26 protein-coding genes are annotated in these 25454 nt (G+C 69.6%); 13 read left to right on the forward strand and 13 right to left on the reverse strand.

Annotation, left to right across the window (positions count from 1 at the left end; translation table 11 throughout):
* Positions 1-4: 4 nt before the first annotated feature.
* The 3 genes from F0U44_RS18495 (at position 5) to F0U44_RS18505 (ending at position 2288) form a co-directional block, all read left to right on the forward strand.
* The gene (locus F0U44_RS18495) at positions 5-1039 is read left to right on the forward strand and encodes a ferrochelatase (protein WP_306461723.1); all 1035 of its coding nucleotides are present in this window, start codon (positions 5-7) and stop codon (positions 1037-1039) included.
* Positions 1036-1848: an inositol monophosphatase family protein gene (locus F0U44_RS18500; RefSeq protein ID WP_149729860.1), complete on the forward strand. Its 813-nt coding sequence runs from the start codon at positions 1036-1038 to the stop codon at positions 1846-1848. Before F0U44_RS18495 ends, F0U44_RS18500 begins: the two co-directional genes overlap by 4 nt.
* Before the next feature lie 149 nt (positions 1849-1997).
* A complete protein-coding gene (locus F0U44_RS18505) occupies positions 1998-2288 on the forward strand; it encodes a DUF4193 domain-containing protein (protein WP_149729861.1) in 291 nt (96 codons plus the stop codon).
* A 49-nt stretch (positions 2289-2337) separates the two neighbouring features.
* Here the strand turns inward: F0U44_RS18505 and F0U44_RS18510 are convergent, their stop codons facing one another.
* On the reverse strand, positions 2338-2625 hold the full coding sequence (locus tag F0U44_RS18510; protein ID WP_149729862.1) for a DUF4235 domain-containing protein: 288 nt from the start codon (positions 2623-2625) through the stop codon (positions 2338-2340).
* A gap of 10 nt (positions 2626-2635) precedes the next feature.
* A complete protein-coding gene (locus tag F0U44_RS18515; RefSeq protein WP_149729863.1) occupies positions 2636-3097 on the reverse strand; it encodes a DUF3093 domain-containing protein in 462 nt (153 codons plus the stop codon).
* 102 nt (positions 3098-3199) lie between these two features.
* Here F0U44_RS18515 and dut point away from each other — a divergent pair, with 102 nt between their 5' ends.
* From dut to F0U44_RS18535, 4 genes are read left to right on the forward strand one after another with little or no spacing between them, the layout of a single operon-like run.
* Positions 3200-3652 carry a dUTP diphosphatase gene (dut, locus tag F0U44_RS18520; protein WP_438616534.1) on the forward strand — a complete coding sequence of 151 codons (453 nt, stop codon included), beginning with the start codon at positions 3200-3202 and terminating at the stop codon, positions 3650-3652.
* Entirely contained in the window at positions 3649-4356 is a 708-nt protein-coding gene (locus tag F0U44_RS18525; protein WP_149729865.1) for a DUF3710 domain-containing protein, read from the forward strand. The genes dut and F0U44_RS18525 overlap by 4 nt, the downstream gene beginning before the upstream one ends.
* 42 nt (positions 4357-4398) lie before the next feature.
* On the forward strand, positions 4399-4758 hold the full coding sequence (locus F0U44_RS18530; RefSeq protein ID WP_149729866.1) for an OB-fold nucleic acid binding domain-containing protein: 360 nt from the start codon (positions 4399-4401) through the stop codon (positions 4756-4758).
* On the forward strand, positions 4755-5537 hold the full coding sequence (locus F0U44_RS18535; RefSeq protein WP_246160644.1) for a DUF3159 domain-containing protein: 783 nt from the start codon (positions 4755-4757) through the stop codon (positions 5535-5537). The genes F0U44_RS18530 and F0U44_RS18535 overlap by 4 nt, the downstream gene beginning before the upstream one ends.
* Here the strand turns inward: F0U44_RS18535 and F0U44_RS18540 are convergent.
* Genes F0U44_RS18540 through F0U44_RS18550 form a run of 3 tightly spaced genes read right to left on the reverse strand, consistent with a single transcriptional unit; the run spans position 5534 to position 7878 of the window.
* Complete coding sequence (locus F0U44_RS18540; RefSeq protein ID WP_149729867.1) at positions 5534-6217, reverse strand: potassium channel family protein; 684 nt, start codon at positions 6215-6217, stop codon at positions 5534-5536. The two genes, F0U44_RS18535 and F0U44_RS18540, sit on opposite strands and share 4 nt — an antisense overlap.
* Before the next feature lie 11 nt (positions 6218-6228).
* Entirely contained in the window at positions 6229-6879 is a 651-nt protein-coding gene (locus F0U44_RS18545) for a potassium channel family protein (protein WP_438616535.1), read from the reverse strand.
* Between the two features lie 51 nt (positions 6880-6930).
* Positions 6931-7878, reverse strand: coding sequence for a helix-turn-helix transcriptional regulator (locus F0U44_RS18550; RefSeq protein WP_149729869.1), 948 nt, complete (start codon positions 7876-7878; stop codon positions 6931-6933).
* 86 nt (positions 7879-7964) lie between these two features.
* Here F0U44_RS18550 and F0U44_RS18555 point away from each other — a divergent pair, with 86 nt between their 5' ends.
* Genes F0U44_RS18555 through F0U44_RS18565 form a run of 3 tightly spaced genes read left to right on the forward strand, consistent with a single transcriptional unit; the run spans position 7965 to position 11435 of the window.
* Positions 7965-8255, forward strand: coding sequence for a hypothetical protein (locus F0U44_RS18555; RefSeq protein WP_149729870.1), 291 nt, complete (start codon positions 7965-7967; stop codon positions 8253-8255).
* A 43-nt stretch (positions 8256-8298) separates the two neighbouring features.
* Entirely contained in the window at positions 8299-10335 is a 2037-nt protein-coding gene (locus tag F0U44_RS18560) for an APC family permease (protein WP_223163754.1), read from the forward strand.
* Positions 10332-11435 carry a class I SAM-dependent RNA methyltransferase gene (locus tag F0U44_RS18565; protein WP_149729872.1) on the forward strand — a complete coding sequence of 368 codons (1104 nt, stop codon included), beginning with the start codon at positions 10332-10334 and terminating at the stop codon, positions 11433-11435. Before F0U44_RS18560 ends, F0U44_RS18565 begins: the two co-directional genes overlap by 4 nt.
* 10 nt (positions 11436-11445) lie before the next feature.
* On the opposite strand, the gene F0U44_RS18570 is transcribed toward F0U44_RS18565, so the two are convergent.
* Positions 11446-12102, reverse strand: coding sequence for a hypothetical protein (locus tag F0U44_RS18570; protein WP_149729873.1), 657 nt, complete (start codon positions 12100-12102; stop codon positions 11446-11448).
* 123 nt (positions 12103-12225) lie between these two features.
* Positions 12226-15375, reverse strand: coding sequence for an Ig-like domain-containing protein (locus F0U44_RS18575; protein ID WP_188113553.1), 3150 nt, complete (start codon positions 15373-15375; stop codon positions 12226-12228).
* A gap of 255 nt (positions 15376-15630) precedes the next feature.
* Here F0U44_RS18575 and F0U44_RS18580 point away from each other — a divergent pair, with 255 nt between their 5' ends.
* On the forward strand, positions 15631-16362 hold the full coding sequence (locus F0U44_RS18580; RefSeq protein ID WP_149729875.1) for a TetR/AcrR family transcriptional regulator: 732 nt from the start codon (positions 15631-15633) through the stop codon (positions 16360-16362).
* A gap of 17 nt (positions 16363-16379) precedes the next feature.
* Here F0U44_RS18580 and F0U44_RS18585 read toward each other — a convergent pair whose 3' ends face one another.
* Genes F0U44_RS18585 through F0U44_RS18605 form a run of 5 tightly spaced genes read right to left on the reverse strand, consistent with a single transcriptional unit; the run spans position 16380 to position 20073 of the window.
* A complete protein-coding gene (locus F0U44_RS18585; RefSeq protein WP_149729876.1) occupies positions 16380-17075 on the reverse strand; it encodes a TetR/AcrR family transcriptional regulator in 696 nt (231 codons plus the stop codon).
* 35 nt (positions 17076-17110) lie between these two features.
* A complete protein-coding gene (locus F0U44_RS18590) occupies positions 17111-18073 on the reverse strand; it encodes a carboxypeptidase-like regulatory domain-containing protein (RefSeq protein WP_149729877.1) in 963 nt (320 codons plus the stop codon).
* Positions 18066-18575, reverse strand: coding sequence for an RNA polymerase sigma factor (locus F0U44_RS18595; protein WP_246160645.1), 510 nt, complete (start codon positions 18573-18575; stop codon positions 18066-18068). The genes F0U44_RS18590 and F0U44_RS18595 overlap by 8 nt, the downstream gene beginning before the upstream one ends.
* Positions 18576-18635: 60 nt before the next feature.
* A complete protein-coding gene (locus tag F0U44_RS18600; protein ID WP_149729878.1) occupies positions 18636-19484 on the reverse strand; it encodes a DUF4232 domain-containing protein in 849 nt (282 codons plus the stop codon).
* 13 nt (positions 19485-19497) lie between these two features.
* On the reverse strand, positions 19498-20073 hold the full coding sequence (locus F0U44_RS18605) for a dihydrofolate reductase family protein (protein WP_149729879.1): 576 nt from the start codon (positions 20071-20073) through the stop codon (positions 19498-19500).
* Between the two features lie 140 nt (positions 20074-20213).
* Between F0U44_RS18605 and F0U44_RS18610 the strand changes: the two genes are divergently transcribed.
* Entirely contained in the window at positions 20214-22094 is a 1881-nt protein-coding gene (locus tag F0U44_RS18610) for an ABC transporter ATP-binding protein (protein WP_149729880.1), read from the forward strand.
* 7 nt (positions 22095-22101) lie between these two features.
* Here F0U44_RS18610 and F0U44_RS18615 read toward each other — a convergent pair whose 3' ends face one another.
* Positions 22102-22404, reverse strand: coding sequence for a response regulator transcription factor (locus F0U44_RS18615; protein WP_149729881.1), 303 nt, complete (start codon positions 22402-22404; stop codon positions 22102-22104).
* A 325-nt stretch (positions 22405-22729) separates the two neighbouring features.
* Between F0U44_RS18615 and acnA the strand changes: the two genes are divergently transcribed.
* A complete protein-coding gene (gene acnA, locus F0U44_RS18620) occupies positions 22730-25402 on the forward strand; it encodes an aconitate hydratase AcnA (protein WP_149730012.1) in 2673 nt (890 codons plus the stop codon).
* The last annotated feature ends 52 nt before the right edge of the window (positions 25403-25454 follow it).

A 25454-nucleotide genomic window follows, 5' to 3' on the forward strand; every position in this document is an offset into this window, starting at 1 on the left:
TGCAGTGACGAATCCTTATCCGGTGCCACCCGCCGACATGGACGCCGACGTGGCCTACGACGCCGTGCTGCTCCTCAGCTTCGGTGGGCCGGAGGGGCCCGACGACGTCGTGCCGTTCCTCGAGAACGTGACCCGGGGCCGCGGGATTCCGAAGGAGCGCCTGGTCGAGGTCGGCCAGCACTACTTCCTGTTCGGCGGGCGCTCGCCGATCAACGACCAGAACAAGGCGCTGATCGCGGCTCTCGAAGCCGACCTCGCCGCCGAGGGGATCGACCTGCCGGTCTACTGGGGCAACCGCAACTGGGCGCCCTACCTCGTCGACGCGGTGCGGCAGATGGCCGCCGACGGTCGGCAGCGGGTCGCCTGCATCGCGACGAGCGCCTACTCCTCGTGGTCGAGCTGTCGGCAGTACCGCGACAACATCGAGGAGGCGGTGGCTGCCGTCCCCGGAGCGCCGCGGATCGACAAGATCCGCTGGTTCGCCGACCACCCCGGCTTCGTCGCCGCGGTCGCCGACCGCACTATCGAGGCCATCGACGACCTGCCCGAAGCGACCCGGGCCGATGCCCGACTGGTCTTCGTCACCCACTCGATCCCGACCGCCATGAACGCCGAGAGCGGTCCGGACGGTGACGCCTACCTCACCCAGCACCTCGGGGTCGCCGCGACCGTGGCAGCCCGGGTCGCCGAGATGACCGGCCAGCACCGCGATCACGAGCTGGTCTTCTGCTCCCGGAGCGGCTCGCCGCGCACGCCGTGGCTCGAGCCCGACGTCAACGACCGGCTCGAGGAGCTCGCAGCGGACGGGGTGCGGGCCGTCGTACTCATCCCGGTCGGGTTCGTCTCCGACCACATGGAGGTCGTCTACGACCTCGACACCGAGGCACTCGCCACCGCGGAGAAGCTGGGGATCGAGGCGCGCCGGGCGGGCACCGCCGGAGTCGATCCCCGTTTCGTCGCCGCGCTGCGCGAGCTCGCGCTGGAGCGCCCCATCGAGACCTGCGCGGCGCACTGCTGCCTGCCGCGGTCGACCCCGTGACCGTCGCCGCGCGTGCTCTCGCCGACCTGGCCCTGGCCGCGGCACGCGAGGCAGCGGCGCTGATCAGGGGGTACGCCGAGCAGGGCGTCGCCGTGGCGGCGACCAAGACGAGCGACGTCGACGTGGTCACCCTCGCCGACCGCGCGTCGGAAGAGCTGATCCGCGCCCGGCTGCTGGCCGCTCGTCCGGACGACTCGATCCTTGGCGAGGAGGGCGACGACGTCGTCGGCACCAGCGGGGTGCGGTGGATCGTCGACCCGATCGACGGCACCGTCAACTTCCTCTATGGGCTGCAGGAGTTCTCGGTGTCGATCGCCGCGGAGGTCGACGGAGAGGTGGTCGCCGGCGTCGTGCTCGACGCGGCCAACGACCGTGCCTACGTCGGCTTCGTCGATGCAGACCTTCCCGGCGGCGGCTCCGCGACCCGCGACGGTCGCCTGCTCCAGGTCCGGGGTCCGGCGCCGGTCGCGCAGCGGCTGATCGCGACCGGCTTCTCCTACAGCGCCGAGAAACGTGCCGTCCAGGCCGCGGCGACGGCTCGGCTGCTCCCGCTGGTGCGCGACATCCGCCGCCACGGGTCGTGCGCGCTCGAGCTCTGTCACCTGGCCGAAGGATCCCTCGACGGCTACGTCGAGGAGGGCGTGATGCTCTGGGACCACGCCGCCGGCGGACTCATCGCCCGCCTCGCCGGCGCCCGCCTGGAGGTGCTGCCCGGAGCGGGCGGGACCGACCTGGTCGTGTGTGGGCCTCATCACGGGTTCACTGAGCTTCTGGAGCTCATTCGGTCGGTAGGTTTCACCCGGGAATAGCGGGCGTTCGCTGACTGTTCGAACGACTCGCCCGGGGTCGAGGTATCGCCCCGGCCACGGATAGTGCACAATCTGCCGCGCCGATCACGAACTTCGCCGCTTCGGGGCGGCGGGGGATGATCTGCGGCGACTGAAGGGGAGTGAGCGTCATGGCGACCGATTACGACGCACCGCGCAAGAACGAGGACGAGCAGTCCGAAGAAAGCATCGAAGAGCTCAAGGCGCGCCGCCACGACAAGAACTCCGGCAAGGTCGACGAGGACGAGACGGAAGCCGCTGAGTCCTTCGAGCTGCCGGGGGCGGACCTCTCCCACGAGGAGCTGGCCGTCGAGGTGAAGCCCAAGCAGGAGGACGAGTTCACCTGCATGAGCTGCTTCCTGGTGCATCACCGCAGCCAGCTGGCCGACCCGAAGAAGATGATCTGTCGCGACTGCGCCTGAAAAATGTGAAGAGCGTGCCGCACCCGTCGGGTGCGGCACGCTCTGCTTTTCAGTCCTTGCGCAGCGGAGGCGGCAGCGCGCCGGTCGACTTGTAGTAGTAACCGGCCGCGCGACGCTGGGCATACATCTTCGCCAGCGCGACGGCGGCTCCGGTCGTCGCTGCCCACGCCACGGCCTCCCACAGGTCGACGTCGGGGTCGGCCGGGTTCTCCGGGGGCTTCTTGCCGGTGCTGATCTTCCACGACTTGTCGATCGCCTGGCGCGCCGCTGCGGCGCCGCCGAGGGCCGCGACCATCGAGAAGATCGACCACATCTTGGAACTGTCGCCCTTTGCCATGCGACCGACCTTATCGAGTCTTCGGCAGAGCGGTGAGCGCGTCCGCGAGTGCCTCCGGGTGCCGCGAGCTCACCAGCCAGTACGGCGTCGGGTCGGCCGGGTCGACGACCTCGACCTTCACGGCTCGGTGCAGGTAGGGGCGGAGGAGCAGGTAGGCGCGGGCATCGGCGTCGCGACCGGCGACGAGCCTGGTCTGCTCGGCATCGAGGGCGGCGACCTCGCCGACGTACTCCGCTTCGATGCGGGCGCGGCCGGCCTGGAACCAGCCGTCGCGGACCACGACCCGGGCGTCGCCGTAGGACCACAGCAGCAGGGCCAGGAGGGCCAGCGCGACGCCGGTGACGACCCACGCGGTCGGGCCGGGGACGGCGACGACGACGGTCAGCCACAGGGTGGCGACGAGCATCGTGCCCTGGGCCCACCAGCGCAGGGGTACGGCGAGACGCTCGTCGTAGCCCTGGCTCTTGCTCACGGGAGGAAGGATCCCATCCGGCTGCCGGCGGGGGATCTCTAGGGTGGGTCCGTGCCTTTCGACGACCCTGCCGATGCTGCTGAGGCAGCCGCCGACCTCGAGATCCCGGTGACCCTGCTCGACCCCGAGCTCCCACCGCCGACCTACGCCCACCCGGGTGACGCGGGGGCCGACCTCGTGACGACCGTCGACCTGGTCCTCCAGCCGGGCGAGCGGATGCTCGTGCCGACCGGGGTGGCGATCGCGCTACCCGACGGCTACGCGGCGTTCGTCCACCCGCGCAGCGGCCTGGCCGCGCGGCATGGGCTCTCGATCGTCAACACTCCCGGCACGATCGACGCGGGCTACCGCGGTGAGATCAAGGTGATGCTGATCAACCACGACCCGGTCGAGGCGATCGTCCTGAGCCGCGGTGACCGGATCGCCCAGCTGGTCATCCAGCGCTTCGAGCGGGCCCGGTTCGTCACCGTCTCCGACCTTCCCGAGAGCGTCCGAGGCACCGGCGGCTACGGTTCTACTGGAGGCTTCGGTCAGGTGAAGGAGAGCAAGTCGTGAAGTTGCGTCGCAAGTCCGGTCGAGATGCCGAGGAGGCAGCGCCGGAAGAGGTCGCCGGCGAGACCGTCGTCGACGCCAGCGACGACGTCACCGACGTGCCGGCCGCCGTCCCCGCGGACACCGACGAAGGTCCCTACGACGCCGACGACCTGCCCGACGACGGCGTGGGTCGCGTCGACCTCGGTGCGCTGCTGGTCGCCCCGGTGCCCGGCCGCGACCTGCGGGTCCAGGTCGACGAGAAGTCCGGTGAAGTGAAGTCGGTCGTGCTCGCTGGCCAGGACGGCGCCGTCGAGCTGCGTGCCTACGCGGCTCCGCGCCACGGTGACCTGTGGAGCGAGGTGCGGCCGCAGATCGCCGCCGACGCCGCCCGACGCGGCGGCACCGCGACCGAGCAGGACGGCCCCTTCGGGACCGAGCTCTTCTGCGAGGTGCAGGTCAAGACCGCTGAGGGGCAGGTCGGCAACCAGGCCTCGCGCGTGATCGGCTTCAACGGCCCGCGCTGGCTGCTGCGGGCGACCTTCCTGGGCCGCCCCGCCGTCGACGCCGACGCACTGGCGGAGTGGCGCGGTGCGGTGACCTCGGTCGCCGTACGCCGTGGTGCCCAGGCGATGCCGGTCGGTGAGGCCCTGCCGCTGACCCTCCCCGAGGAGATCAAGGCGCAGGCCCAGCGCGCCGCCACGCCGGGCCAGCAGACCGGAGCCTGACGGACCCACCTGACCAACCTGACCGACGAGAGGGGGACGGACATGGCGACGAAGAGCCGACTGCGGCGCACGATCAGCAAGTGGGCGAGCCCCGCCGAGGCGGAGGCGCGCGACCTGCGCAAGACCTTCGCCAGCAGCGGAGTCGTGTCGATCGCCGACGCGCCCTCGCGCACCCCCGTCCACCTGCGCGGCACCCTGCGCACCGTCACGCTCCGCCCACGCGGTGGAGTCCCGGCGCTCGAGGCCGAGCTCTATGACGGCACCGGCACCCTGATCGTGATCTGGCTCGGGCGTCGGCGGATCGCCGGCATCGGCCCGGGCCGCGCCATCGAGGTGTCGGGACGGATCGGTGAGCACGAGGCCGATCGCGTGCTCTACAACCCGCGCTACGAGCTCCTGTGAGCGAGGAGAGCGTGGCGGACCCGGCACACGAGGACCACTCGCTGACGACGTCGGCGGCCAAGAAGATCGGCGTCGACACGGTCGAAGCCCTGGTGCGGCACCAGCTCGCCGCCTCGCTCGGCGGCAAGCGCGGCATGCTCGAGGCCGCCATCCCCGGCGTGATCTTCAGCGGCATCTGGCTCCCGACGAAGGATCTGCAGCTCGCCCTCATCGCCAGCCTCGCCGTGGCGGGCGTGGCGCTGGTCGCGCGGGTCATCCAGAAGAGCCCGACGCAGTACGTCTTCAACGCGATCTTCGGCATCGGCATCGGCTGGGTCTTCGTCCGCTGGGCGGAGTCCTCCGGCGGATCGGAGTCCGACCAGGCGCTGGCGTTCTTCCTGCCCGGCATCTTGATCAGCCTCGCCTACACGATCGTGATGGGCGCCTCCTGCCTGGTCGGCTGGCCGGTCCTGGGCTTCATGCTGGGCGCTGCCACCGAGGACCCGGTCGGCTGGCACGCCAACAAGCAGGTCGTGCGGCTCTGCAACCGGCTGACCTGGGTGATGCTCCTGCCGGGTGCCATCGGCGTGCTCGGGCAAGGGCCGATCTGGCTGCTCGGCCACTCCGGCACGATCGACGCGGACACCGCCGTCGTCATCATCCTGGTGCTGCGCACCGGGCTGGGCTGGGCGCTGCGCATCGGGTCGTGGACGCTGATGATCTGGCTGCTGGCGCGCAACGCCACACCGCTCGAGGCGCCGCCAGAGACGGCCCCCGAGACAGCTCCCGAGCCGACCTAGCTCGGACCCGGCCCCGGGTGGGACATCGGGGCCAGCAGGCGCTCGAGCGCGTCCTCGGCCTCAGCAGGTACGACGAACAGCAGCTCGTCGCCCGACTCGACCGGCTGCTCGGGCGTCGGCACGTAGACCTGGCCGTCGCGCAGGATCGTGACCAGCGCGCAGTTGTCGGGGAGCGGGATCAGGCCGGAGGCCTTGCCGACGTAGGGAGAGTCGGTGGGCAGGGTCATCTCGACGAGGTTGGCGTTGCCCTGGCGGAAGGTGAAGAGCCGCACCAGGTCGCCGACGGAGACCGCCTCCTCGACCAGGGCCGACATGATGCGCGGGGTCGACACGTTGACGTCGACGCCCCAGGCCTCGGTGAAGAGCCACTCGTTGTTGGGGTGGTTGACCCGGCCGACCGTGCGGGGCACGCCGAACTCGGTCTTCGCGAGCAGCGAGGTGACCAGGTTGGCCTTGTCGTCGCCGGTCGCGGCGATCACCACGTCGCACTTGTCGAGGCGCGCCTCCTCCAGGGAGGAGAGCTCACAGCTGTCGGCGAGCAGCCACTCCGCGTCGGGCACCCGCTCGGGACGGATCGACGTGGGGGACTTGTCGATGAGGAGGACCTCGTGGCCGTTCTCGATCAGTTCGCGGGCGATCGACCGGCCCACGGCACCGGCGCCGGCAATGGCGACTCGCATCTCAGTCTCCCTCAGTCCCCGTGCTCAGGGCCGGCCTCGAGCACGTCGTAGGCGTGGCCCGCGTTCTCCTCGCGGACCACGACGTGCAGCAGGTCGCCCTCCTGGACCACGCTGTCGCGGGTCGGCAACATGCCCTCGCCGAGCCGGTCGATCCAGGCGACCCGGGCGCGGGCCTGCTCCTGGAACGCTCCGACCGTCGAGCCCACCCAGCGCTCCGGCACCATCATGTGGTCCATCCGGATCGTGCCGGACGGGTCGCGGAAGTCGGGCTCGGCGCCGACGGGCAGCAGCCGGCGCAGGACCTGGTCGGCGGTCCACTTCACCGTCGCGACGGTCGTGATGCCGAGGCGCTGGTAGACCTCGGCGCGACCGGGGTCGTAGATGCGGGCGACGACCTGCTGGATGCCGAACGTCTCGCGCGCCACGCGGGCGGCGATGATGTTGGAGTTGTCACCGCTGGACACCGCGGCGAAAGCGTCAGCGCGGCGAATACCGGCCTTCTCCAGGACCTGCTGGTCGAAGCCCATCCCGGCGACCTTGTCGCCGTTGAATCCCGGCCCGAGGCGTCGGAAGGAGTCGGGCTCGGTGTCGATGACGGCCACCGTGTGGTTCCGGTCCTCCAGACTGCGCGCGAGCGTCGAACCGACGCGGCCGCAGCCCATGATCACGACGTGCACAGTTGAACGCTATAGCAGCGGCGGGCGAAGCGAAGGTCAGGCACCCAACGCGCGCGCAACGAGCACCTGACGGTTCGGGGATCCGGTCTTGGCGAGCAGGGCCTTGAGGTGGTCCTCGGCGGTGGTGCGGGCGATGACGAGGAGGTCGGCGACCTGGCGGGAGTCGAGTCCGTGGACGGCCAGGCCGAGCACCTCGGTCTCCCGAGGAGACAGGCCGTGGGCCCGGGCGAAGAGGTCGGTGCGCTCGTCGGTGGTCGCGGGCGAGATCGCCACGGCGATGTCGGTGCCGAGCCGCGCGGCCCGCACCGTCACCCAGCGGTTGCCGCCGAGGTGGACGCGTGCCGAGGGTTCGGTCGCCCACCTTCCTGCTTCGACACCGATCAGCGCTGCCCCCGCGTTGTAGGCCGCGGCCGGGATGGGCGGCATCGGCTCGTCAGGCGGCAGGAGCTGGAGCAGAGCCGCGGCCGCGGCGTCGGTCTGGCCGCGGACCCGCAGCCGGTCGTCGAGGACGACGACCCCGGGCTCGAGCGCATCCAGGCCGGCGCTGCCGTCGGAGAAGGTCCGGGCAGCCGCGGCGCGCAGGCCCGCCGTGATCGCGGGTGCGAGTGCGTGGGCAAGCGCACGGGCGCGGTCGTCGTACTCATTGCTGGTGCGCCACAGCTCGAGGAACCCCCAGGTGCCGTAGCGGTCCTCGAAGGGCACGAGGAGGGTGTCAGTGACACCCAGGTGCGCGAGCATCCCCTTCCACTCGGCGCGGTCGGCCGCGAGGTAGCGCCGCCGGATCAGGTCGGGCAGCTCGTCCCAGGGGAGCATCGGGACCGTCGCGTGAGGGGAGGCGGCGACGCCGGTGACCGGGTCGGTCAGGGCGAACACGTGCGCGTCGAAGGACAAGGGACCGCGCAGGGCCTCGACGAGGCGTTCGCGGAGGAGGCGGTCCGAGCACTGCTCGGCGCAGATCCTCTCGATGCGCCGGAGCAGGTCCACCGTTCCAGGTTAGGGGTTGGCGAGCCTCCGGAAGATCCCCGATGTCGGGGATGTCCGCGACCGTGGTGCGCGACCACGCTGTCCGCATGACCACCTTGCACATCGACAACACCGTCCACGACTACGACTCCTGGAAGGAGGCCTTCGACCGCTACGAGTCGTTCCGGAAGGAGCGCGGCGTGCGGTCCTACCGGATCGCCAGGGACGCCGCTGACCCGCAGCGCGTGTTCGTCGACCTCGACTTCGACGACGCTGGTGCGGCCACCGAATTCCGCGGCGCGCTGGAGAAGATCTGGGCGACGCCGCTCTCGCAGAGCCAGATGATCGGGCACGGCGCTCCGATGCTCCTCGACGTCGTGGTCAGCCGGACCCTCTGACCAAACCTTCTGATTGGGGACCGATGCCCTAACGTTGTCGCCCGTGGGAGTCGGCGACGTCGCGAAGCGGATCGTGCTCGGGCAGAAGCTCCGGAGCGCACAGCTCGGGGAGACGCTGCTTCCGAAGCGGATCGCGCTCCCGGTGTTCGCGAGCGACGCGCTCTCGTCGGTGGCCTACGCACCCGACGAGGTCTTCATCATGCTGGCGGTGGCCGGCGCCTCGACCTACGTCTGGTCCTGGAAGATCGCCGTCGCCGTCGCGCTCGTGATGGCCGCGGTGATCGCGTCCTACCGCCAGACCGTGCACGCCTATCCGTCCGGTGGTGGCGACTACGAGGTCGCCACGGTCAACCTGGGCAAGATGGCCGGCACGACCGTGGCCAGCGCGCTTCTCGTCGACTACGTGCTCACGGTGGCGGTGTCGATCTCGTCCGGCGCCCAATACGCGGCGGCCGCGATCCCGGCCTTCCTCGACCACGAGGCCGTCGTGGCCGTCGTGATGGTCATCGTCTTGATGGCCATCAACCTGCGCGGCATCCGTGAGTCCGGCACGTTCTTCGCCGTGCCGACCTACCTCTTCATGGTCGCCATCCTCGGCATGTGCGCCTGGGGCTTCATCCAGATGGCCAGCGGCAGCCTGCCCGACGTCGAGAGCTCACACCTCGACATCTCGCCCCAAGAAGGCTGGGACCAGCCGCTCAGCACGATCGGACTGCTGTTCCTGCTCGCGCGGGCCTTCTCCTCCGGCTGTGCGGCGCTGACCGGTGTCGAGGCGATCTCCAACGGCGTGCCGGCCTTCCAGCGGCCCAAGAGCAAGAACGCCGCGACCACGCTGCTCCTGCTCGGCATGATCGCCATCTCGATGATGGTGAGCGTCATCGTGCTGGCCAAGCAGATGGGGTTGAAGTACGTCGATCCCCACGAGCTCGAGCGCCTCACCCGCGACGGCGGGCCGCTGCCCGACGGCTACGACCAGCACGCGGTGATCGCGCAGATCGCCCGCGCCGTCTTCACCGACTTCAGTCCCGGCTTCTACTTCGTGGTCACCGTGACCGGCATCATCTTGGTGCTCGCTGCCAACACCGCTTTCAACGGCTTCCCCGTGCTCGGCTCGATCCTGGCCAAGGACGGCTACGCCCCGCGCGCTCTGGGGAGCCGCGGTGACCGCCTGGCCTACAGCAACGGCATCGTCTTCCTCGCCGTGATGGCGATCGCGCTGATCATCGCCTTCGACGCGCAGACGACCAAGCTGATCCAGCTCTACATCGTGGGCGTGTTCGTGTCCTTCAACCTGAGCCAGCTCGGGATGATCCGGCACTGGACCCGGGCACTGGCGACCGAGCGCGACCCGGCCATCCGGCGCCGGATGTTCAACTCCCGCATCATCAACGCGATCGGCCTCACCTTCACCGCGGTCGTTCTCGTGGTCGTGCTGATCACGAAGTTCCTCGCAGGTGCGTGGATCACCATCCTCGCGATGGCGTTCTTCTTCATGCTGATGCGCGGGATCAAGGGCCACTACGACCAGGTGGAGCACGAGCTCGCGGCCGACGAGACCGACAAGGCGCTGCCCACCCGCGTGCACGCCATCGTGCTGGTCTCCAAGCTCCACAAGCCGACGCTGCGGGCGCTCGCCTTCGCGAAGGCCACCCGCCCCAACTCCCTCGAGGGCGTCTACGTCTCGATCGACAACGCCGAGACCGCACGCCTGATGGAGGACTGGGACGACCGCAACATGGGCGTGCCGCTCAAGGTGCTCCACTCGCCCTACCGCGAGGTGGTCAAGCCGATCGTCGAGTACGCCAGCGCCATCCGCAGCGCCAACCCGCGTGGTGTCGTCGCGGTCTACATCCCCGAATACGTCGTCGGTCGTTGGTGGGAGCAGTTGCTCCACAACCAGACCGCGCTGCGCCTCAAGGGCCGGCTCCTCTTCACGCCCGGCGTCATGGTCATCTCGGTGCCCTACCAGCTGAGGTCCTCCCAGATCGCGCGCGAGCGGGAGGAGCGCGAGGAGACCCGGGTCCGCCCGGGTGACCTCCGCCGGGGCCGGACGAGCAACCGCGACCGGCAGATCCAGTGAGTCGACAGCCGCAGCGGCGGCCCCGCGCCCGCAAGGAACGCGGAGAGTCGGCGGTCGGGCAGCGGTTCGAGGCCGAGGTCGGTCCGGTCGCGCACGGGGGCCACTGCGTCGTACGACATGCCGACCGGGTGGTCTTCGTCCGTCACGCCCTGCCGGGCGAACGCGTGCTCGTCGAGATCACCGAAGGCACCGCAGGTGACCGGTTCTGGCGCGGCGACGCGGTCGAGGTGCTGTCGGCGTCCCCCGACCGGGTGACGGCGCCGTGCCCCTACGCCGGTCCGGGCCTCTGCGGCGGTTGCGACTTCCAGCACGTGTCCCTGTCGCGTCAACGATCGCTGAAGGGCGAGGTCGTCGCCGAGCAGCTGCGCCGCCTGGCCAAGCTGGATGTCGAGGTGGTCGTCGAGGCCGTGCCCGGAGACACCGAAGGACTCGGGTGGCGCACCCGGCAGCGTTACGTGCCCCTGCCCGGCGGGCGTCAAGGGATGCGGCAGCACCGGTCCCACGAGGTGGTGCCGGTGGAGAAGTGCCTGCTCGAAGCGACCTCGGGTCCGACCTTCGAGGCGCGCGGCACCCACTTCGACGTCGCCGACGGTGGCTTCTGGCAGGTGCACCCGGGCGCGCCGGACACCCTGGTCGGTGCCGTGCTTGAGGCGCTGGCGCCCCAGCCGGGGGAGCGGGCGCTCGACCTCTACGCCGGCGTCGGCCTCTTCAGCCGCTTCCTGCTCGACGCCGTCGGCGCCGACGGGCGGGTGTGCGCGATCGAGGGTGACGCTGCCGCGACCAAGCTCGCCAAGCGCAACTGCCCGGGTCTGCACGCGACCGCGGGCGACGTGGGTGAGGTGCTCGCGACGACGTACGACGAATCCTTCGACCTCGTGGTCCTCGACCCGCCCCGCGTCGGCGCGAAGCGCAAGGTCGTCGAGCAGATCGTCGACCGCCGACCGCGTGCGGTCGCCTACGTGGCCTGCGATCCCGCTGCCTTGGCCCGCGACCTCGCGATCTTCGCCGAGCACGGCTACCGGCTGACGAGCCTGCGCGCCTTCGACCTCTTCCCGATGACCCACCACGTCGAGTGCGTTGCGCTCCTGGAGAAGGACTGACTTCTTCCTGTCAGGCGTCCGCATGGATGCGGCGGACCAGGCTGGCGCTCGGCCAGTTGCGCCACTCGTCGGTGCTCATGGTTTGGAGGCCGAGGACGAGCGGGCTGAGATCGTCGATCTCGGAGGGCGGTGCCGGCAGGCTGCGCGCACCGAGGTGCAGCTCCATCGCGGACGGGATCGAGGTCAGGGCACCGTCACAGTCGAGCCAGGCGAAGGGGTAGCGCTCGAGCTCGGCATCGGTGGCCGGGGCGTGCAACGAGTCCGCGCAGACGCCCCCGACGGCTTCGACGGCCTCTCGTGCCACGGTGAGGGCCTGTTCGGCCACGCTCGGGTCGGTCGACCTGAGCGCGACGATCGCCGCCATCTGAGCGAGCCAGAGTCCGCCGTACGCACGCCAGGCCGGGTGCAGGCCGCAGGACTCCTCGACCGTCAGGATCCGAGCGAGCTCGGCGACCAGCCAGCTGGCCGCCGCCCCGCCTCGGGGGACGTTGATGAGGGCGACGGTGTAGTGCAGAGGAGCTGAGCGGGCCATCGCCACGTCGACGTGGTGGTCGTGGTCCGCCCAAGCCGCGACGGCGCGGAACCGAGAAGGAGAGTCAGCGTCGACGAGCGCGCCCGCCTGGACGCAGACGGCCGTCTCGACGATGGTGTTGAGGCACTCGCACATGACGCAGCCCCTTTCGACGATGAGATCGGGATCCCCGTGTGGATGGGCGGGGTCGGCGGATCGGGTCCGCCGACCAGGAGTGCGCACCGCGTCCGGGGATCCGAGGTGCGCACTCCTCAACGGTCAGCGCAGCAGCGGCCCCGTTCCTCGCGACGCGGTCGCGGTGGCGTCCTTGGCGAAGATGGCCGTGTACAGCTTCTTGTACCGCGTCGACACCGAGGGCACCTGGGCGGTGCATGTCGCCACACCGGCGGCGTTGGTCACCGCGGTGCACGCCTTGTTCGGCCCGACCTTGAAGGTGATCGTCTTGCCTGCCACGGGCCCAGCCGGGCTGGTCAGCGTCGCCGATGCCGGGAAGGTGAAGTACGGGCCGGCCTGGGTACCCGTGGCCGAGGTGACAGCGAGCGTCGTGACGTACTTCCCGATCGTCACCGGCGTCGCCGGCGAGGTGCTGGCTGCGAACGCGGGGCTCCCGAGGTAAGCGGCGGTGACCGCGTGCCCTCCGGTGGGAAGCGGCGTGACGAGTTCCGCATGGCCGTCGGTCAGGGGAACGGGCGACCCGATCGGGGACCCGTCCACCTTGAACTGCACCTGACCACCGGTCGGCACACGAGCGCTCGCCGGATTGGTCACCACCGACGCCTTCAGCGTCGCTGGCCCGGTCAGGAACTGTGCGCTCGTGGACGAGGCACTCGTCGTGGTCGCCGACTGGACCTGCTTCTCGACCGTGTTGGAGTAGTTGGCTCCGACGGACAGGTTGATGCCGTTGACGGTGATCGAACCACCCGAGTGACGCGCCCTCAGCTGGTGCTGGCCGCCGGGGAGATTGCCCGTGTTCAGCACGGCCTTCCCGGAGGTCACCGGCACTACGCCGAGGCTGGTGTCGCCGTCGAAGAACTCGACCTGCCCACCGGTCGCCGGCCGCACGTCCGCGGTCAGCGTGACCTGATCGCCGAGGCTCGCGACGCCTCCGGGGGTCACCGTGAGGCGGGTGCCAGCGACGGTCACCGTCGCGAGCCGTGCAGGCTCACCGAGCGGCTCGCACGTCCCCGGAGCGCCGATGCCGTTGAGGAAGACGAGGCTGTCCAGGGTGACGTCGACCTGGTCGCCGGGTTGGCCGCTGATCGTCGTGCTTCCCGTCATGCCCGTGGAGGTGACGAGCAGTTCTCTCTGGGTGGCGGTGGGGTTGGAGAACGTGGCGAAGGAGGCAGTTGCCGGCGGTGAGAACGGCTTCGACACCGAGCCGCCGGGCAGCTGAGCCGTCAGGTTCCGGACGGGACTCTGAAGGTTCGTCCCGCCGCCTGCGTTGTAGACCGTCGTCCCCATCTTGATTTCTGCATCCACGAACGATGCGGTCGTTCCGGACATGACGACCGCGGGCAGCGACGCTGTGCCGGACACCAGTGCGCGACCTCGGTAAACACCGCCCGCAGGGGGGTTGAAGACGCAGGTGTAGACCTTGCCCCAGGCAGGCGCGACGGTGAAGGTCGTGACCGGCGAGAGTCCGCCCTTGTAGTTGGTGTCGCCGAAGTAGTTCAACTGGAGCGTGTGAGTGCCGGTGGTCAGGGCCTTGGTGTCGATGAACTCGCGGAAGAAGCCGCCCGATCCGCCCGGGACCACGGTCGACGGATTCGTCGCGGCTCCCGATCCCGGGACGATCGGAATGCGGAGACCACCGGGGGCGACACCGTCCTGCCACTGGATCGTGGCAGTGGGGATGCCATCAACGAGAAGTTCGGCTACGCCGAGCGGAGCGGGGTTGACCGGCTGTCCGGCGACGTTGGCCGCAGGTGCGATGACTGCTTTCAAGGCGAGGTAGTTGCCGCGGGTGACCGAGTCACCAGGGACGGCGCTCGCGCCCGTGCCGGTGCCCAGGGTCGACACGGTGATCGAGCCGACGTCGACGCGAGAGGCCGGCGGGACGATGGTCGTGCCGACGATCTGGGCGACGTTGGCGCCGACCTGCGAGCCGGTGGTGGCGTCGACCTGCTTCAGCACCGCAGTCGTCGTCAGGGTGCGCTTGGGCGTCCCGACCGCACTGGCCATGCGGAACAGCACTTCCCGAGTTTCTCCGGGGGCCAACGCAAAGCCGTTCTGGGTGCCGTAGGAAGCCGTCATCGCCGCGAACGTGCTGCCGGTCTGGGTCAGGCCGACGGGGGTCCAGTCGCCGTTGCCGTCCTGGTATTCCATCGACAGCTGCGACGGAGTCACGTTGAGGCCACCAGCAGCGGTGTCCGTGGGCGTCTGGGCAATGCTGAAGTCGACCCGCAGGTTCGAGGGCAGACCGTCGTCGGGGTTCGTGATGGTCAGGGGGAACACCTGGGCCTCAGCGCCCGGGACCAGGATCGCCGGGAAGGCTGCACCGAAGTCGGGCTTGGCCTGCACGACGAGCTCGGTCGGGTCGGACGTGCTGCCGGCGAACTCGGAGCTGCCGGTGTAGCGGGCCGTCAGGTGGTGGGTGCCTGACGGAAGCGTCCTCGTCAGTGTGGCGACGCCGTTGGCATCTGCCGGCGACGTGCCGAGGTAGGTCTCGTCGTCGTAGAAGTCGATGGAACCGGTGGCTTCGACCGGGGTGACGGTGGCCGTCATCGTCGTCGAGGTGCCGAGGACGAGAGGACCGGGGTTGTTGACCGTCATGGTCGTGGTCGACTCGTTGAGCACCGCGCCAAGGTCGCCCTGCAACGTCAGCTCGAGCCGGTTGTTGGTGCCGGCGAACTGGCCACCCGCGCTGTTGGTGATCAGCGAGGAGCACTGCGGGCTGGTCTGGAGGTTGGGGATGTTGAAGCCTTCGGCCTTCAGGGTCACGAGGTCGGTGTCGGCGTCGTAGGGCGCGGTCGACCTGAGCTCGACGTCGATCGGCTCGGACCAGCAGTCGCCGGTGGCGACGCTCGCGCGGATCTTGACGTGGAGCTTGAACGAGAGGTTGAGCGTCATGTCGCCGTTGGCGTCGAGCTGGCCGCTACCCGGCGCGAGCGGGATCAGCTGCTGGTCGATGAAGACGTCGAGCTCCTGGGGAGAGGTGACGTGCTGGACGACGTGCATCTCGGGGGAGGCGAAGCTGACGTTGGTCATCGCACCGGTCGAGGAGTCGAAGCTTCCGCTGACCGAGGTCGGCGTGCCGAGCGGGGCGCCCGGTTCGTTGCCAGCGATCATGAAGCGGCCCGTGTCCGGAACCATGCTCATGCCGAAGGCCTGAGGCGCGGCCGAGGCGGGGTCCGGACTGACGAGGCCGATCGAGAGGCCGGACGCAACGAGCGCGAGGAACGCGATCATGCTGCGCCGTTTGCCATGAACCCTTCTGCGATGGGTCGGCTTGGAGGCGTTCTGGTGCATGGTGATTGACCTTCGGGGGGAGGGAGGTGTGGCGTCTGCCACGCTGACGACCAGCCCCGAGAAGAGCTAACAAGCACCTGCTTGGCAGGGCTATGTAACGGTGGTTATTCAACTCCTGTCAATCGTTACTGAGTGGTAGTCTCGGATTTGGATAACTTCGCTTACATAACATCCATTCCGGATTAGGTCGGGCCGATGCAGCCAACGCCTCACACCCAGGACGACAGGGGTCGCGCGCTCCCAGCCGTCCTGCTCCCCGGAGCTCGCGACGCCCGGGATGCGCGTCTGACCCCGGTCGGCCACGGTTACACCCGCGAGGAGGTCGTCGAGCTGCAGAAGAACCGGCTCCGCGATGCGATCGTGCAGGTCGTCGCCGAAGAGGGTTTCGATGGCGCTGGGATCAAGACGATCTGTGCTCGCGCAGGCGTGGGGCTGGCCACTTTCTACGAGCACTTCCACACGAAGACCGAGTTGCTTTTCGCGGCCTACGACGCGGGGGTCGCCGTCCTCTTCGACTACGTCAGCGCGGCGTACGAGGCGCCGCCTGAGGGCACCGAGAGCATCGCCCGAACCGAGGCCGGAATCCTTGCCTTGCTGGAGATCCTCGCCGACAACCCGGCGTTCGCGACGTTCCTGCTGGTCGAGTTCGAGAAGGGCGGCCAAGAGGCTCACGGGCGGGTCGAGGACGCCCTGGAGGCGGCGTTCCTGCTCTTCAACGACGTTGAGGCGGTGGGTGCGTTCGGCGCCCCCGACCCGGAGCTGGTGCCGATGCTCGTCGGCGGCATCTACTCACACCTGTCCCGGACGGTGCGGATCGGGCGAACCGCCGAGCTGCCGTCGCTGCTGCCGGCCTTGATGAAGTTCAGCGAGGCAGTGCTGGCAGGAGCGGGAGTCAGCACGATCAACCTGAGGCCGCCGACGCACTGAGTCGGCGCATGCCGTCGCTAGAAGTCGAAGAGCACGAAGGACGTCAGCACGGGCAGCAGGTCGGGGAGCTCAGCAGTCCGGCCGGCTCGGATGTAGAAGTAGATCCGCATGTAGGCCCCACCGATCACCAGCGGACCGACGTCATCGGCTGGGGTGTGGTGGTTGGCCGCCAACTTCGACCTGGCGAAGAGGCTGAAGGCTTGTTCGAAGGTCTCGTCTACCCGGTCCTGAGCCTCGGCCCCGGCCTTGTGGATCTCGACCGCGAAGAAGCGTGCGAACAGCGGGTTGTCGGCGAGGGCGTTCAGGATCGCCCCCAAGCCGGACTCGACGCGAGCGCGCAGGTCGTCGGGGTCTGCCGGAGCCGGCGCGTTGCGGACCGAGTCGATCAGGATCGCGATGCCGGCGTCGTACGCCGCGAGGAACAGCTGCTCCTTGGACTCGAAGAGGTCGTAGAAGGTGGTGAAGGCGACGCCGGCCCGCTTGCAGATCGCCTTGACGCCCGCGGATTCGTAACCGTGCTCGGCGACCACTTGGACGAAGGCGTCGAGGAGTCGGTCGCGCTGGACCTGGGAGACGTGCTCGCGGGGCAGCTTGTGTGGGCCGACTGCCAACGCGCGGGACGGATCCCGGGCCGAGCGGTATCCCGGAAGCACAACGGGAGGCAGGTCAGCCCTGTTGCCGCCAGCGGCCGCGGTCCCACGCTCGTCGTCCATCACGACCCATTGTCGACTGATCGGCCCCGGAGGGTTCACCTGATCGGGATGTGGATGTCGAGCGTCGCGGTGGTGCCGCCGGTGACGCCGTACTTCCCGTCGGAGTAGGTCTGCCCGCCGTTCCAGTCGGGCGTGGAGACGGTCACGTCGTATTCGCCCGGAGCGAGCTGGACCTCGTAGGTCCCGCCGGGGTCGATCGAGGCGCCCGCGCCCGACGACTCGCCGTCGAACGTGATCTCGCCCGAGGTCACCGGGATGCTCTGGCCCGGCGCCGGTCCGCCGTCGAGCGTGATGGTGCCGGAGACGGTCGCGGGGGCTGCCTCGAGGAGCGGCGCGCCCTCGGCGCTGATCGGCAGCACCTCGATCATCAAGATGGCGTCGCGACCCGGCTCGCACACCCCGCCGATGCCGGCCAGCTCGCCCGCGTCGCCGTTGGGCAGCGTCACCTCGACCGCGTCGATGGACGCTGTCAGGCAGTCGAGACCGGACAGCTGCACCCGGGCGGTCACGACCGCCCGCGACTTTGGGGTGAGGAGGACGGTCGCGGGTGGGTCGTCCGGGGCGAGGTACTGCACAAGGCTGTTGTCCAGGCCGGTGCCGCGCGGTATCGCTTTCGGGTATCCGCTCAACGTGCAGGGCTGGTCGCCCTTGAGGCCGATCACGCCGGTCGTGGACCGGTAGTTGCGGCGCTCTTCCACGACGCTGCCCACGATCTCGAGGGATCCGCGATCGCACGGCGTCGGTGACACTCCGGAGTGGGCCGGGTCCGGCATGAAGGTCGCTCGGTCGTTGTCGTGGCTGATCGCCACGAACGAGGCGCCGCCGATCGCAGCAACTGCAGCGGCGGCGGTGAGCGGCACGAGCCACCGGCGCGGATTGCTCGAGGGAGCGGCGACCGGAGGAGGCAGCGGTAGGCCGTCCCTCCAGTTGGTGCCGGCCTCGCGGAGGCGTCGGTCCATCTGCTCGTCGAGCAGATCGGGGCCGGTGGGGTCACTCATGGTCGTCTCCGATCTGGGCACGGAGGGCCGCACGGGCCTGGTGGAGGGTGGCGCGCACGGTGCCGGGGGCGCAGCCCATGACCGCGGCGATCGCGGCCACGTCGAGGTCGACGAAGTAATAGAGGTCGACCGCCTCGCGCTGGCGCGGCGGGAGGGCGCGGATGGCGCGTTCGAGGTCGAGGTCGGGATCGCGGGCCGCAGCGGGTCCGTCCGCCGCAGCGAGCTCGAGGTGGTCGCGGCGCCGCGTGCGGTGACGTCCGGCGCGGTCGCGCACGATGGCGATCAGCCAGGGGAGCGGGGTGCCGCGGCGCTCGTCGTAGGTCGATCGGCGGCGCCACGCGCGCACGAGCGCCTCCTGGAGGACGTCGTCGGCATCGGCCGGACCGACCAGTCGGGCGGCGTAGCGGTGGAGGACCGGCAGGTGCGGGCGCGCCCAGGCGTCGAAGTCGTCCGGGACCTGCCCGCTCCGCGCCATCGAGCCTCCGGCTGTGAGTGCCTCCACGAAGGGTCTACACCGGCGCGGAGGCGATCCGCTTAGTCGCCGCGCCGATCAGCTCGAAGGTCAGCGCGCGGGCATCGGGATGTTGATGACGCTGAGCTCGCCGCCGGGCACGTCGAACGGTCCCGCCTCGTAGGTCGCCCCCGCGTGCCACTGGTGGGTCGAGACGCGCACCTCGTAGTGACCGGCGGGCACCTCGACGTCGTAGGAACCGGTCGCGCCGATCGCGGTGCGGTAGGTGTCGGTCACACCGACCAGCTGGACCTCGCCGGAGTGGGCGTACTCGCCCGTCCCGGGCTCGGGGCCGTCGTTCAGCGTCACGAGCCCGGTCACGGTCCCATGCTCGTCGCGCGGGTTGACGTAGGTGAAGGCGCCGACCCGGACGGGCGGTCGGCCCTCGGATCCACCACACCGGCTCCGGCCGAACCCTGGCAGCTCCAGCGGCAGGTCGGGGGCGACCCACAACCGGACCGCGTCGTTGTCGACCGGGCCGCAGTAGTGGGCGCCCGACCAGGCCAAGGTGACCTTGGCCGAGCGGTCGGGGAGCACGGTCAGCTGCTCGGGCCGTCCGAGCGTCTGGTCGGGGACCGTGGCGACGCCGGCCGGGCGCCCCTTCGCCAGCACGATCGTCTCCGGATAACCGCGGACCGTGCAGGGCTCGGTGCCGCGGGTGAGGCGCAGGGTCACCGTGCGGTACGCCGTCCCGCGCGCCTCGTCCGGCTCGACCAGCGCGACGACAAGGTCACCGTGGCCGCAGGGAGCGGGGCCGGTGCGGGTGGTGGCGGGGGTCGGCGTCGTAGTGCTGGCGTCGTCGTGGTTGCGGACGACGACGAACGCCACCCCGAGGAGCACCACCAGCGCCGCGGTGACCGCGGCGGCGATGGTGTCCCTGCGGGGCGCGTCAGTCGGCATCAGGGGCCATCGGTCATCGGACGACCTCGTAGACGAGCTTCTGCACGCCGTTGGCGTAGCTCTCGCTCTCGGCGAGGTGCAGCTTGTGCTTGTCGGCGCTGGAGTCGGAGAACAACCGCTTGCCCGAGCCGAGCACGACGGGGAAGACGAGCAGGTGGTAGCGGTCGACGAGGCCGGCCGCGGCGAGCGACTGAGCGAGGTTGCCGCTCGCGTGCACGCTGATCGGGCCGCCCTCGGTCTCCTTGAGTGCAGCGACGTCGTCCATCGTGCGCAGGATGGTGATGTCGCCCCAGTTGGAGACCAACTCGTCGTCCTTGAGGGTGGAGGAGACGACGTACTTGGGCATCGCGTTGTAGAGCGGGAACTCCTCGGTCATCGACGGCCACACCGGAGCGAACAGGTCGTAGCTGACGCGGCCGAGCATGAGCGCTCCGGCCTCCTCCTGCTCCTGGCCCTTCATCGCGTAGACCTCGGGCAGGAAGTCGACGTCCTTGAAGGACCAGCCGGCGTGGGGGTGCCCCTCGTTGCCGCCGGGGGAGTCGATGACGCCGTCGAGGGTGATGAACTCGGTGACGTAGAGCGTGCGCATGGGGTTCTCCTCAGGTGGGGTGGTTTTACCTCACCACGAACGAGATCGATTCGAAACGACAGCCCTGATCGGATTTCTTCGAGGTCGCGCCATCGCCGCCACTTGCGTTCAAGTCGACTTCAAGTCCTAGGGTCCAACGCATGAGCATGGAGTCGATCGCGTGGAACCAGCTGTACCGGCGGATGGCCGCGCCCGACGACCGACGTGCGTTCAGCAGGGCGACGGCACGCCGGATCCTCACCTTCGCCCGGCCCCACCGCAGCAAGCTCATCGGCTTCATCCTCCTCAGCATCGCGGGCGCTGCGCTCGCCGTGGCGACTCCCGTCCTGGCCGGCCGGGTGGTCGACGCGATCGTGGCGGGGGACGCGACCCGGACGGTCGTGAACCTCGCCCTCGTGATCGCCGGGGTCGCCGTGCTGGACGCGGGGATCGGCCTGGTGACGCGCTGGTTGTCGGCCAACATCGGTGAATCGCTGATCCTCGACCTGCGCAAGGCCGTCTTCGACCACGTGCAGCGGATGCCCGTCGCGTTCTTCACGCGGACCCGCACCGGAGCGCTCGTCAGCCGCCTCAACAACGACGTGATCGGTGCCCAACGGGCGTTCAGCACCACCCTGTCCGGCGTGGTCGGCAACTTCGTGATGCTGATGCTCACCTTGGTGGTGATGCTCGGCATCTCGTGGCGGGTCACGCTTCTCGCCCTGGTGCTGCTGCCGGTCTTCGTCCTGCCCGCGCGTCGGATGGGCAACAAGATCGCCGGCATCCAGCGCGAGGCGGCCGACCACAACGCCGCCATGGGCAACCAGATGACCGAGCGCTTCTCCGCGCCCGGTGCGACCTTGGTCAAGCTGTTCGGGCGTCCTGAGCAGGAGTCCGCCGAGTTCGCGGCCCGGGCCCGCCGGGTCGCACAGATCGGCGTGCGGACCGCGATGGTGCAGACGACCTTCGTCACCGCGCTGACGCTGGTGTCGGCTCTGGCGGTCGCGCTGGTCTACGGGCTCGGTGGCTACTACGCCCTGACCGGTGGGCTCGATGCGGGCGACGTGGTGGCGCTGTCGCTGTTGCTGGTGCGCCTCTACGCCCCGCTCACCTCCCTCGCCAGCGCGCGGATCGACGTGATGTCGGCGCTGGTGAGCTTCGAGCGGGTCTTCGAGATCCTCGACCTCGAGCCGCTGATCCAGGACCGGCCCGACGCGCGGACCGTGCCGGCGGGGCCGGTCGCGGTGGAGCTCGACGACGTCCGGTTCTCCTACCCCTCGGCCGACCGGGTCTCCCTCGCGTCCCTGGAGGAGGTCTCGACCCTCGACACCCGTGGTGGCGAGGAGGTCCTGCACGGAGTGTCGCTGCGGGCCGAGCCCGGGCAGGTGATCGCGCTCGTCGGCACCTCCGGTGCCGGGAAGTCCACGATCGCCCAGCTGGTGTCCCGGCTCTACGACGTCGACTCGGGCGCCGTACGACTGGCCGGTGTGGACGTCCGGGACCTGAGCGCCGAGGCGATCCGCGCCACGGTCGGCATGGTCACCCAGGACGGACACCTCTTCCACGACTCGATCCGCGACAACCTGCTCTTCGCCCGACCCGAGGCGACCGAGGAGGAGATCTGGGACGCGCTCGAGCGGGCGCGGCTGGCCGACCTGGTGCGGAGCCTCCCCGACGGCCTCAGCACCGTCGTCGGCGAGCGCGGCTACCGGCTCTCCGGCGGCGAGCGGCAGCGGTTGACCATCGCCCGGCTGCTGTTGAAGCGACCGCAGGTCGTGGTCCTCGACGAGGCGACGGCGTCGCTCGACTCCACGTCCGAGGCAGCCGTGCAGGCGGCTCTTTCGGAGGTGCTCGCGGGGCGCACGGCGCTCGTGATCGCCCACCGGCTCTCGACGATCCGCACCGCCGATCGCATCCTCGTGATCGAGGACGGTCGCATCGCCGAGCAGGGGACCCACGCCGAGCTGCTGGCGGCCGGGGGTCGCTACGAGGAGCTCTACCGCACCCAGTTCGCCGAGGACGGCGACGGGGTGCCGGCCTGACGCGGCTTCACTCGACCCGGACGAACCCGCTGCGGTAGGCGGCGATCACGAGCTGTACGCGGTCGCGGACGCCGACCTTGGCGATCAGCCGGGCGACGTGGCACTTGACGGTCGCGGGGGAGATGAAGAGCGTCGTCGCGATCTCGCCGGTCGACTGGCCCTCGGCCAGGCAGCGCAGCACGTCGGCCTCGCGGCGCGAGAGCCGCTCGGTCCAGGGGGCGATCTGGAAGGACGGCGGGATCGAGTCGGGCGGACGGACGACCGTGAGGTGGCGGTACGCCGCCTCGTCGGTGCGCTGAGCCTCGCTCATGCTGTTCCCCTTGGTCTCCGCCCCCCACGGTCGCAGACAGCCCTGGAGTCCGGGCCTGCGCCGAGGCTAGGGAGCCCCACGTCGCGCTTGCACACGAAGCAGGGCAACGTGAGACCGATCTGAGACGCGGCGCGCACCTCGTGGAAAGGGGTGGTGATCGGGTCCCGAGTGATGTATCTTGACGTCAAGAGACCTTGTTCGGTCGAGATACTGACCGAGGTCTGAACACTTAGGACAGCCTCACTATCCCTGCGCTGGTGCCCAGCGGCAGGATGGGACGGCAGACTTACGCGACGCACAGATGTCGACGAGGACGGAGACGCGGATGGCCAGCAAGGACAGCTTCGGCGCCAAGAGCACCCTGGACGTGGATGGGAAGGCCTACGAGATCTTCCGCCTCGACGCGGTGACCGGAGAGGGCCTGGACCAAGCGTCGTTGCCCTTCTCCCTCAAGGTGCTGCTCGAGAACCTCCTCCGCACGGAGGACGGTGCCGACATCACTGCCGAGGACATCAAGGCCCTCGCCGGGTGGGACGCAGACGCCCAGCCCGACAAGGAGATCCAGTTCACGCCGGCGCGCGTGATCATGCAGGACTTCACCGGTGTGCCCTGCATCGTCGACCTGGCGACCATGCGTGAGGCGATGGCCGACCTCGGTGGCGACGCGACGAAGATCAACCCGCTCGCGCCCGCCGAGATGGTGATCGACCACTCGGTGATGGCCGACGTCTTCGGCACGCCGGAGGCGTTCGAGCGCAACGTCGAGATCGAGTACGAGCGCAACCGCGAGCGCTACCAGTTCCTGCGTTGGGGCCAGGGCGCCTTCGACGACTTCAAGGTCGTCCCCCCGGGCACCGGCATCGTCCACCAGGTCAACATCGAGCACCTCGCCCGCACGATCTTCACCCGCGAGGTCGGCGGCGTGCTGCAGGCCTACCCCGACACCTGCGTCGGCACCGACTCCCACACCACGATGGTCAACGGCATCGGTGTCGTGGGCTGGGGCGTGGGCGGCATCGAGGCCGAGGCTGCGATGCTCGGCCAGCCCGTCTCCATGCTCATCCCGCGCGTGGTCGGCTTCAAGCTCAGCGGCGACCTGCCCGAGGGCACCACCGCGACCGACCTGGTGCTGACCATCACCGAGATGGTCCGCAAGCACGGCGTGGTCGGCAAGTTCGTCGAGTTCTACGGCCCCGGCGTCTCCGCGCTGCCGCTGGCCAACCGCGCGACCATCGGCAACATGTCGCCGGAGTTCGGCTCCACGATCGCGGTCTTCCCGATCGATGAGGAGACCATCAAGTACCTCAAGCTGACCGGTCGCTCCGAGGAGCAGCTCGCGCTCGTCGAGGCCTACGCCAAGGAGCAGGGCCTCTGGCACGACCCGTCGGCCGAGCCGCGCTACTCCGAGAAGCTCGAGCTCGACCTCGCCTCGATCGTTCCGAGCCTCGCCGGCCCGAAGCGCCCGCAGGACCGGGTCCAGCTCTCCAACGCCGCCTCTGCCTTCGCCAGCGACGTGACCACCTACACCAGCAACGTCGACGCCAAGATCCCCGTGACCCTGGCCGACGGCACCAGCTTCGAGCTGGAGAACGGCGCGGTCACGATCGCGTCGATCACCTCCTGCACCAACACGTCCAACCCTTCGGTGATGATCGGTGCGGCGCTGCTGGCCAAGAAGGCCGTCGAGAAGGGGCTGACCCGCAAGCCGTGGGTCAAGACCACGCTCGCTCCCGGTTCCAAGGTCGTCAGCGACTACTACGAGAAGGCCGGCCTGACTCCCTACCTGGACAAGCTCGGCTTCAACCTCGTCGGCTACGGCTGCGTGACCTGCATCGGCAACTCCGGACCGCTCATCCCCGAGGTGTCGCAGGCGATCAACGACAACGACCTCGCGGTCGTCTCGGTGCTTTCGGGCAACCGCAACTTCGAGGGTCGGATCAGCCCCGACATCAAGATGAACTACCTGGCCTCGCCGCCGCTGGTCGTCGCCTACGCGTTGGCCGGCTCGATGAAGGTCGACCTGTTCAACGACCCGCTGGGTCAGGACCAGGACGGCAACGACGTCTATATGCGCGACATCTGGCCGACGCCGACCGAGATCGAGGAGACGATCGCGATGGCGATCAACTCCGAGATGTTCGACGACTCCTACGCCGACGTCTTCGCCGGTGACGACCGCTGGCGTTCGCTGCAGACTCCGGAGGGCAACACCTTCGAGTGGGACCCGACCTCGACCTACGTCCGGAAGGCTCCCTACTTCGACGGCATGCCGGACGAGCCGACCCCGGTCACCGACATCACCGGAGCCCGGGTGCTGCTCAAGCTGGGCGATTCGGTCACCACCGACCACATCAGCCCGGCCGGTGCGATCAAGAAGGACAGCCCGGCGGGTCGCTACCTGACCGAGCACGGCATCGAGCACCGCGACTTCAACTCCTACGGCTCGCGCCGCGGCAACCACGAAGTCATGATCCGCGGCACCTTCGCCAACATCCGACTGCGCAACCAGCTGGCGCCGGGCACCGAAGGTGGCGTCACCCGTGACTTCACCGCCGGCGGCGAGGTCACGTCGGTCTACGAGGCCAGCGAGAACTACATCGCCGCGGGCATCCCGCTGGTGGTCCTCTCTGGCAAGGAGTACGGCTCGGGCTCGTCGCGTGACTGGGCGGCCAAGGGCACCTCGCTGCTGGGCGTCAAGGCCGTCATCGCGGAGTCCTACGAGCGGATCCACCGGTCGAACCTGATCGGCATGGGTGTCATCCCGCTGCAGTACCCCGAGGGCCAGAACGCGGAGTCCCTGGGCCTGACCGGCGAGGAGACCTTCTCGATCAGCGGCATCACCGAGCTCAACGAGGGCCGCACGCCGAAGACCGTCAAGGTCACGGCAGGCGACGTCTCGTTCGACGCGGTCGTCCGCATCGACACCCCTGGTGAGGCCAACTACTACCGCAACGGCGGCATCATGCAGTTCGTGCTGCGCAACCTCCTGCGCGGCTGATCAACCTCTCGATGGCCCGTCCCTCGCCCTCACGGCGCGGGGGCGGGCCATT

The sequence above is a fragment of the Nocardioides humilatus genome, from assembly GCF_008373755.1.
Classification (GTDB): domain Bacteria; phylum Actinomycetota; class Actinomycetes; order Propionibacteriales; family Nocardioidaceae; genus Nocardioides; species Nocardioides humilatus.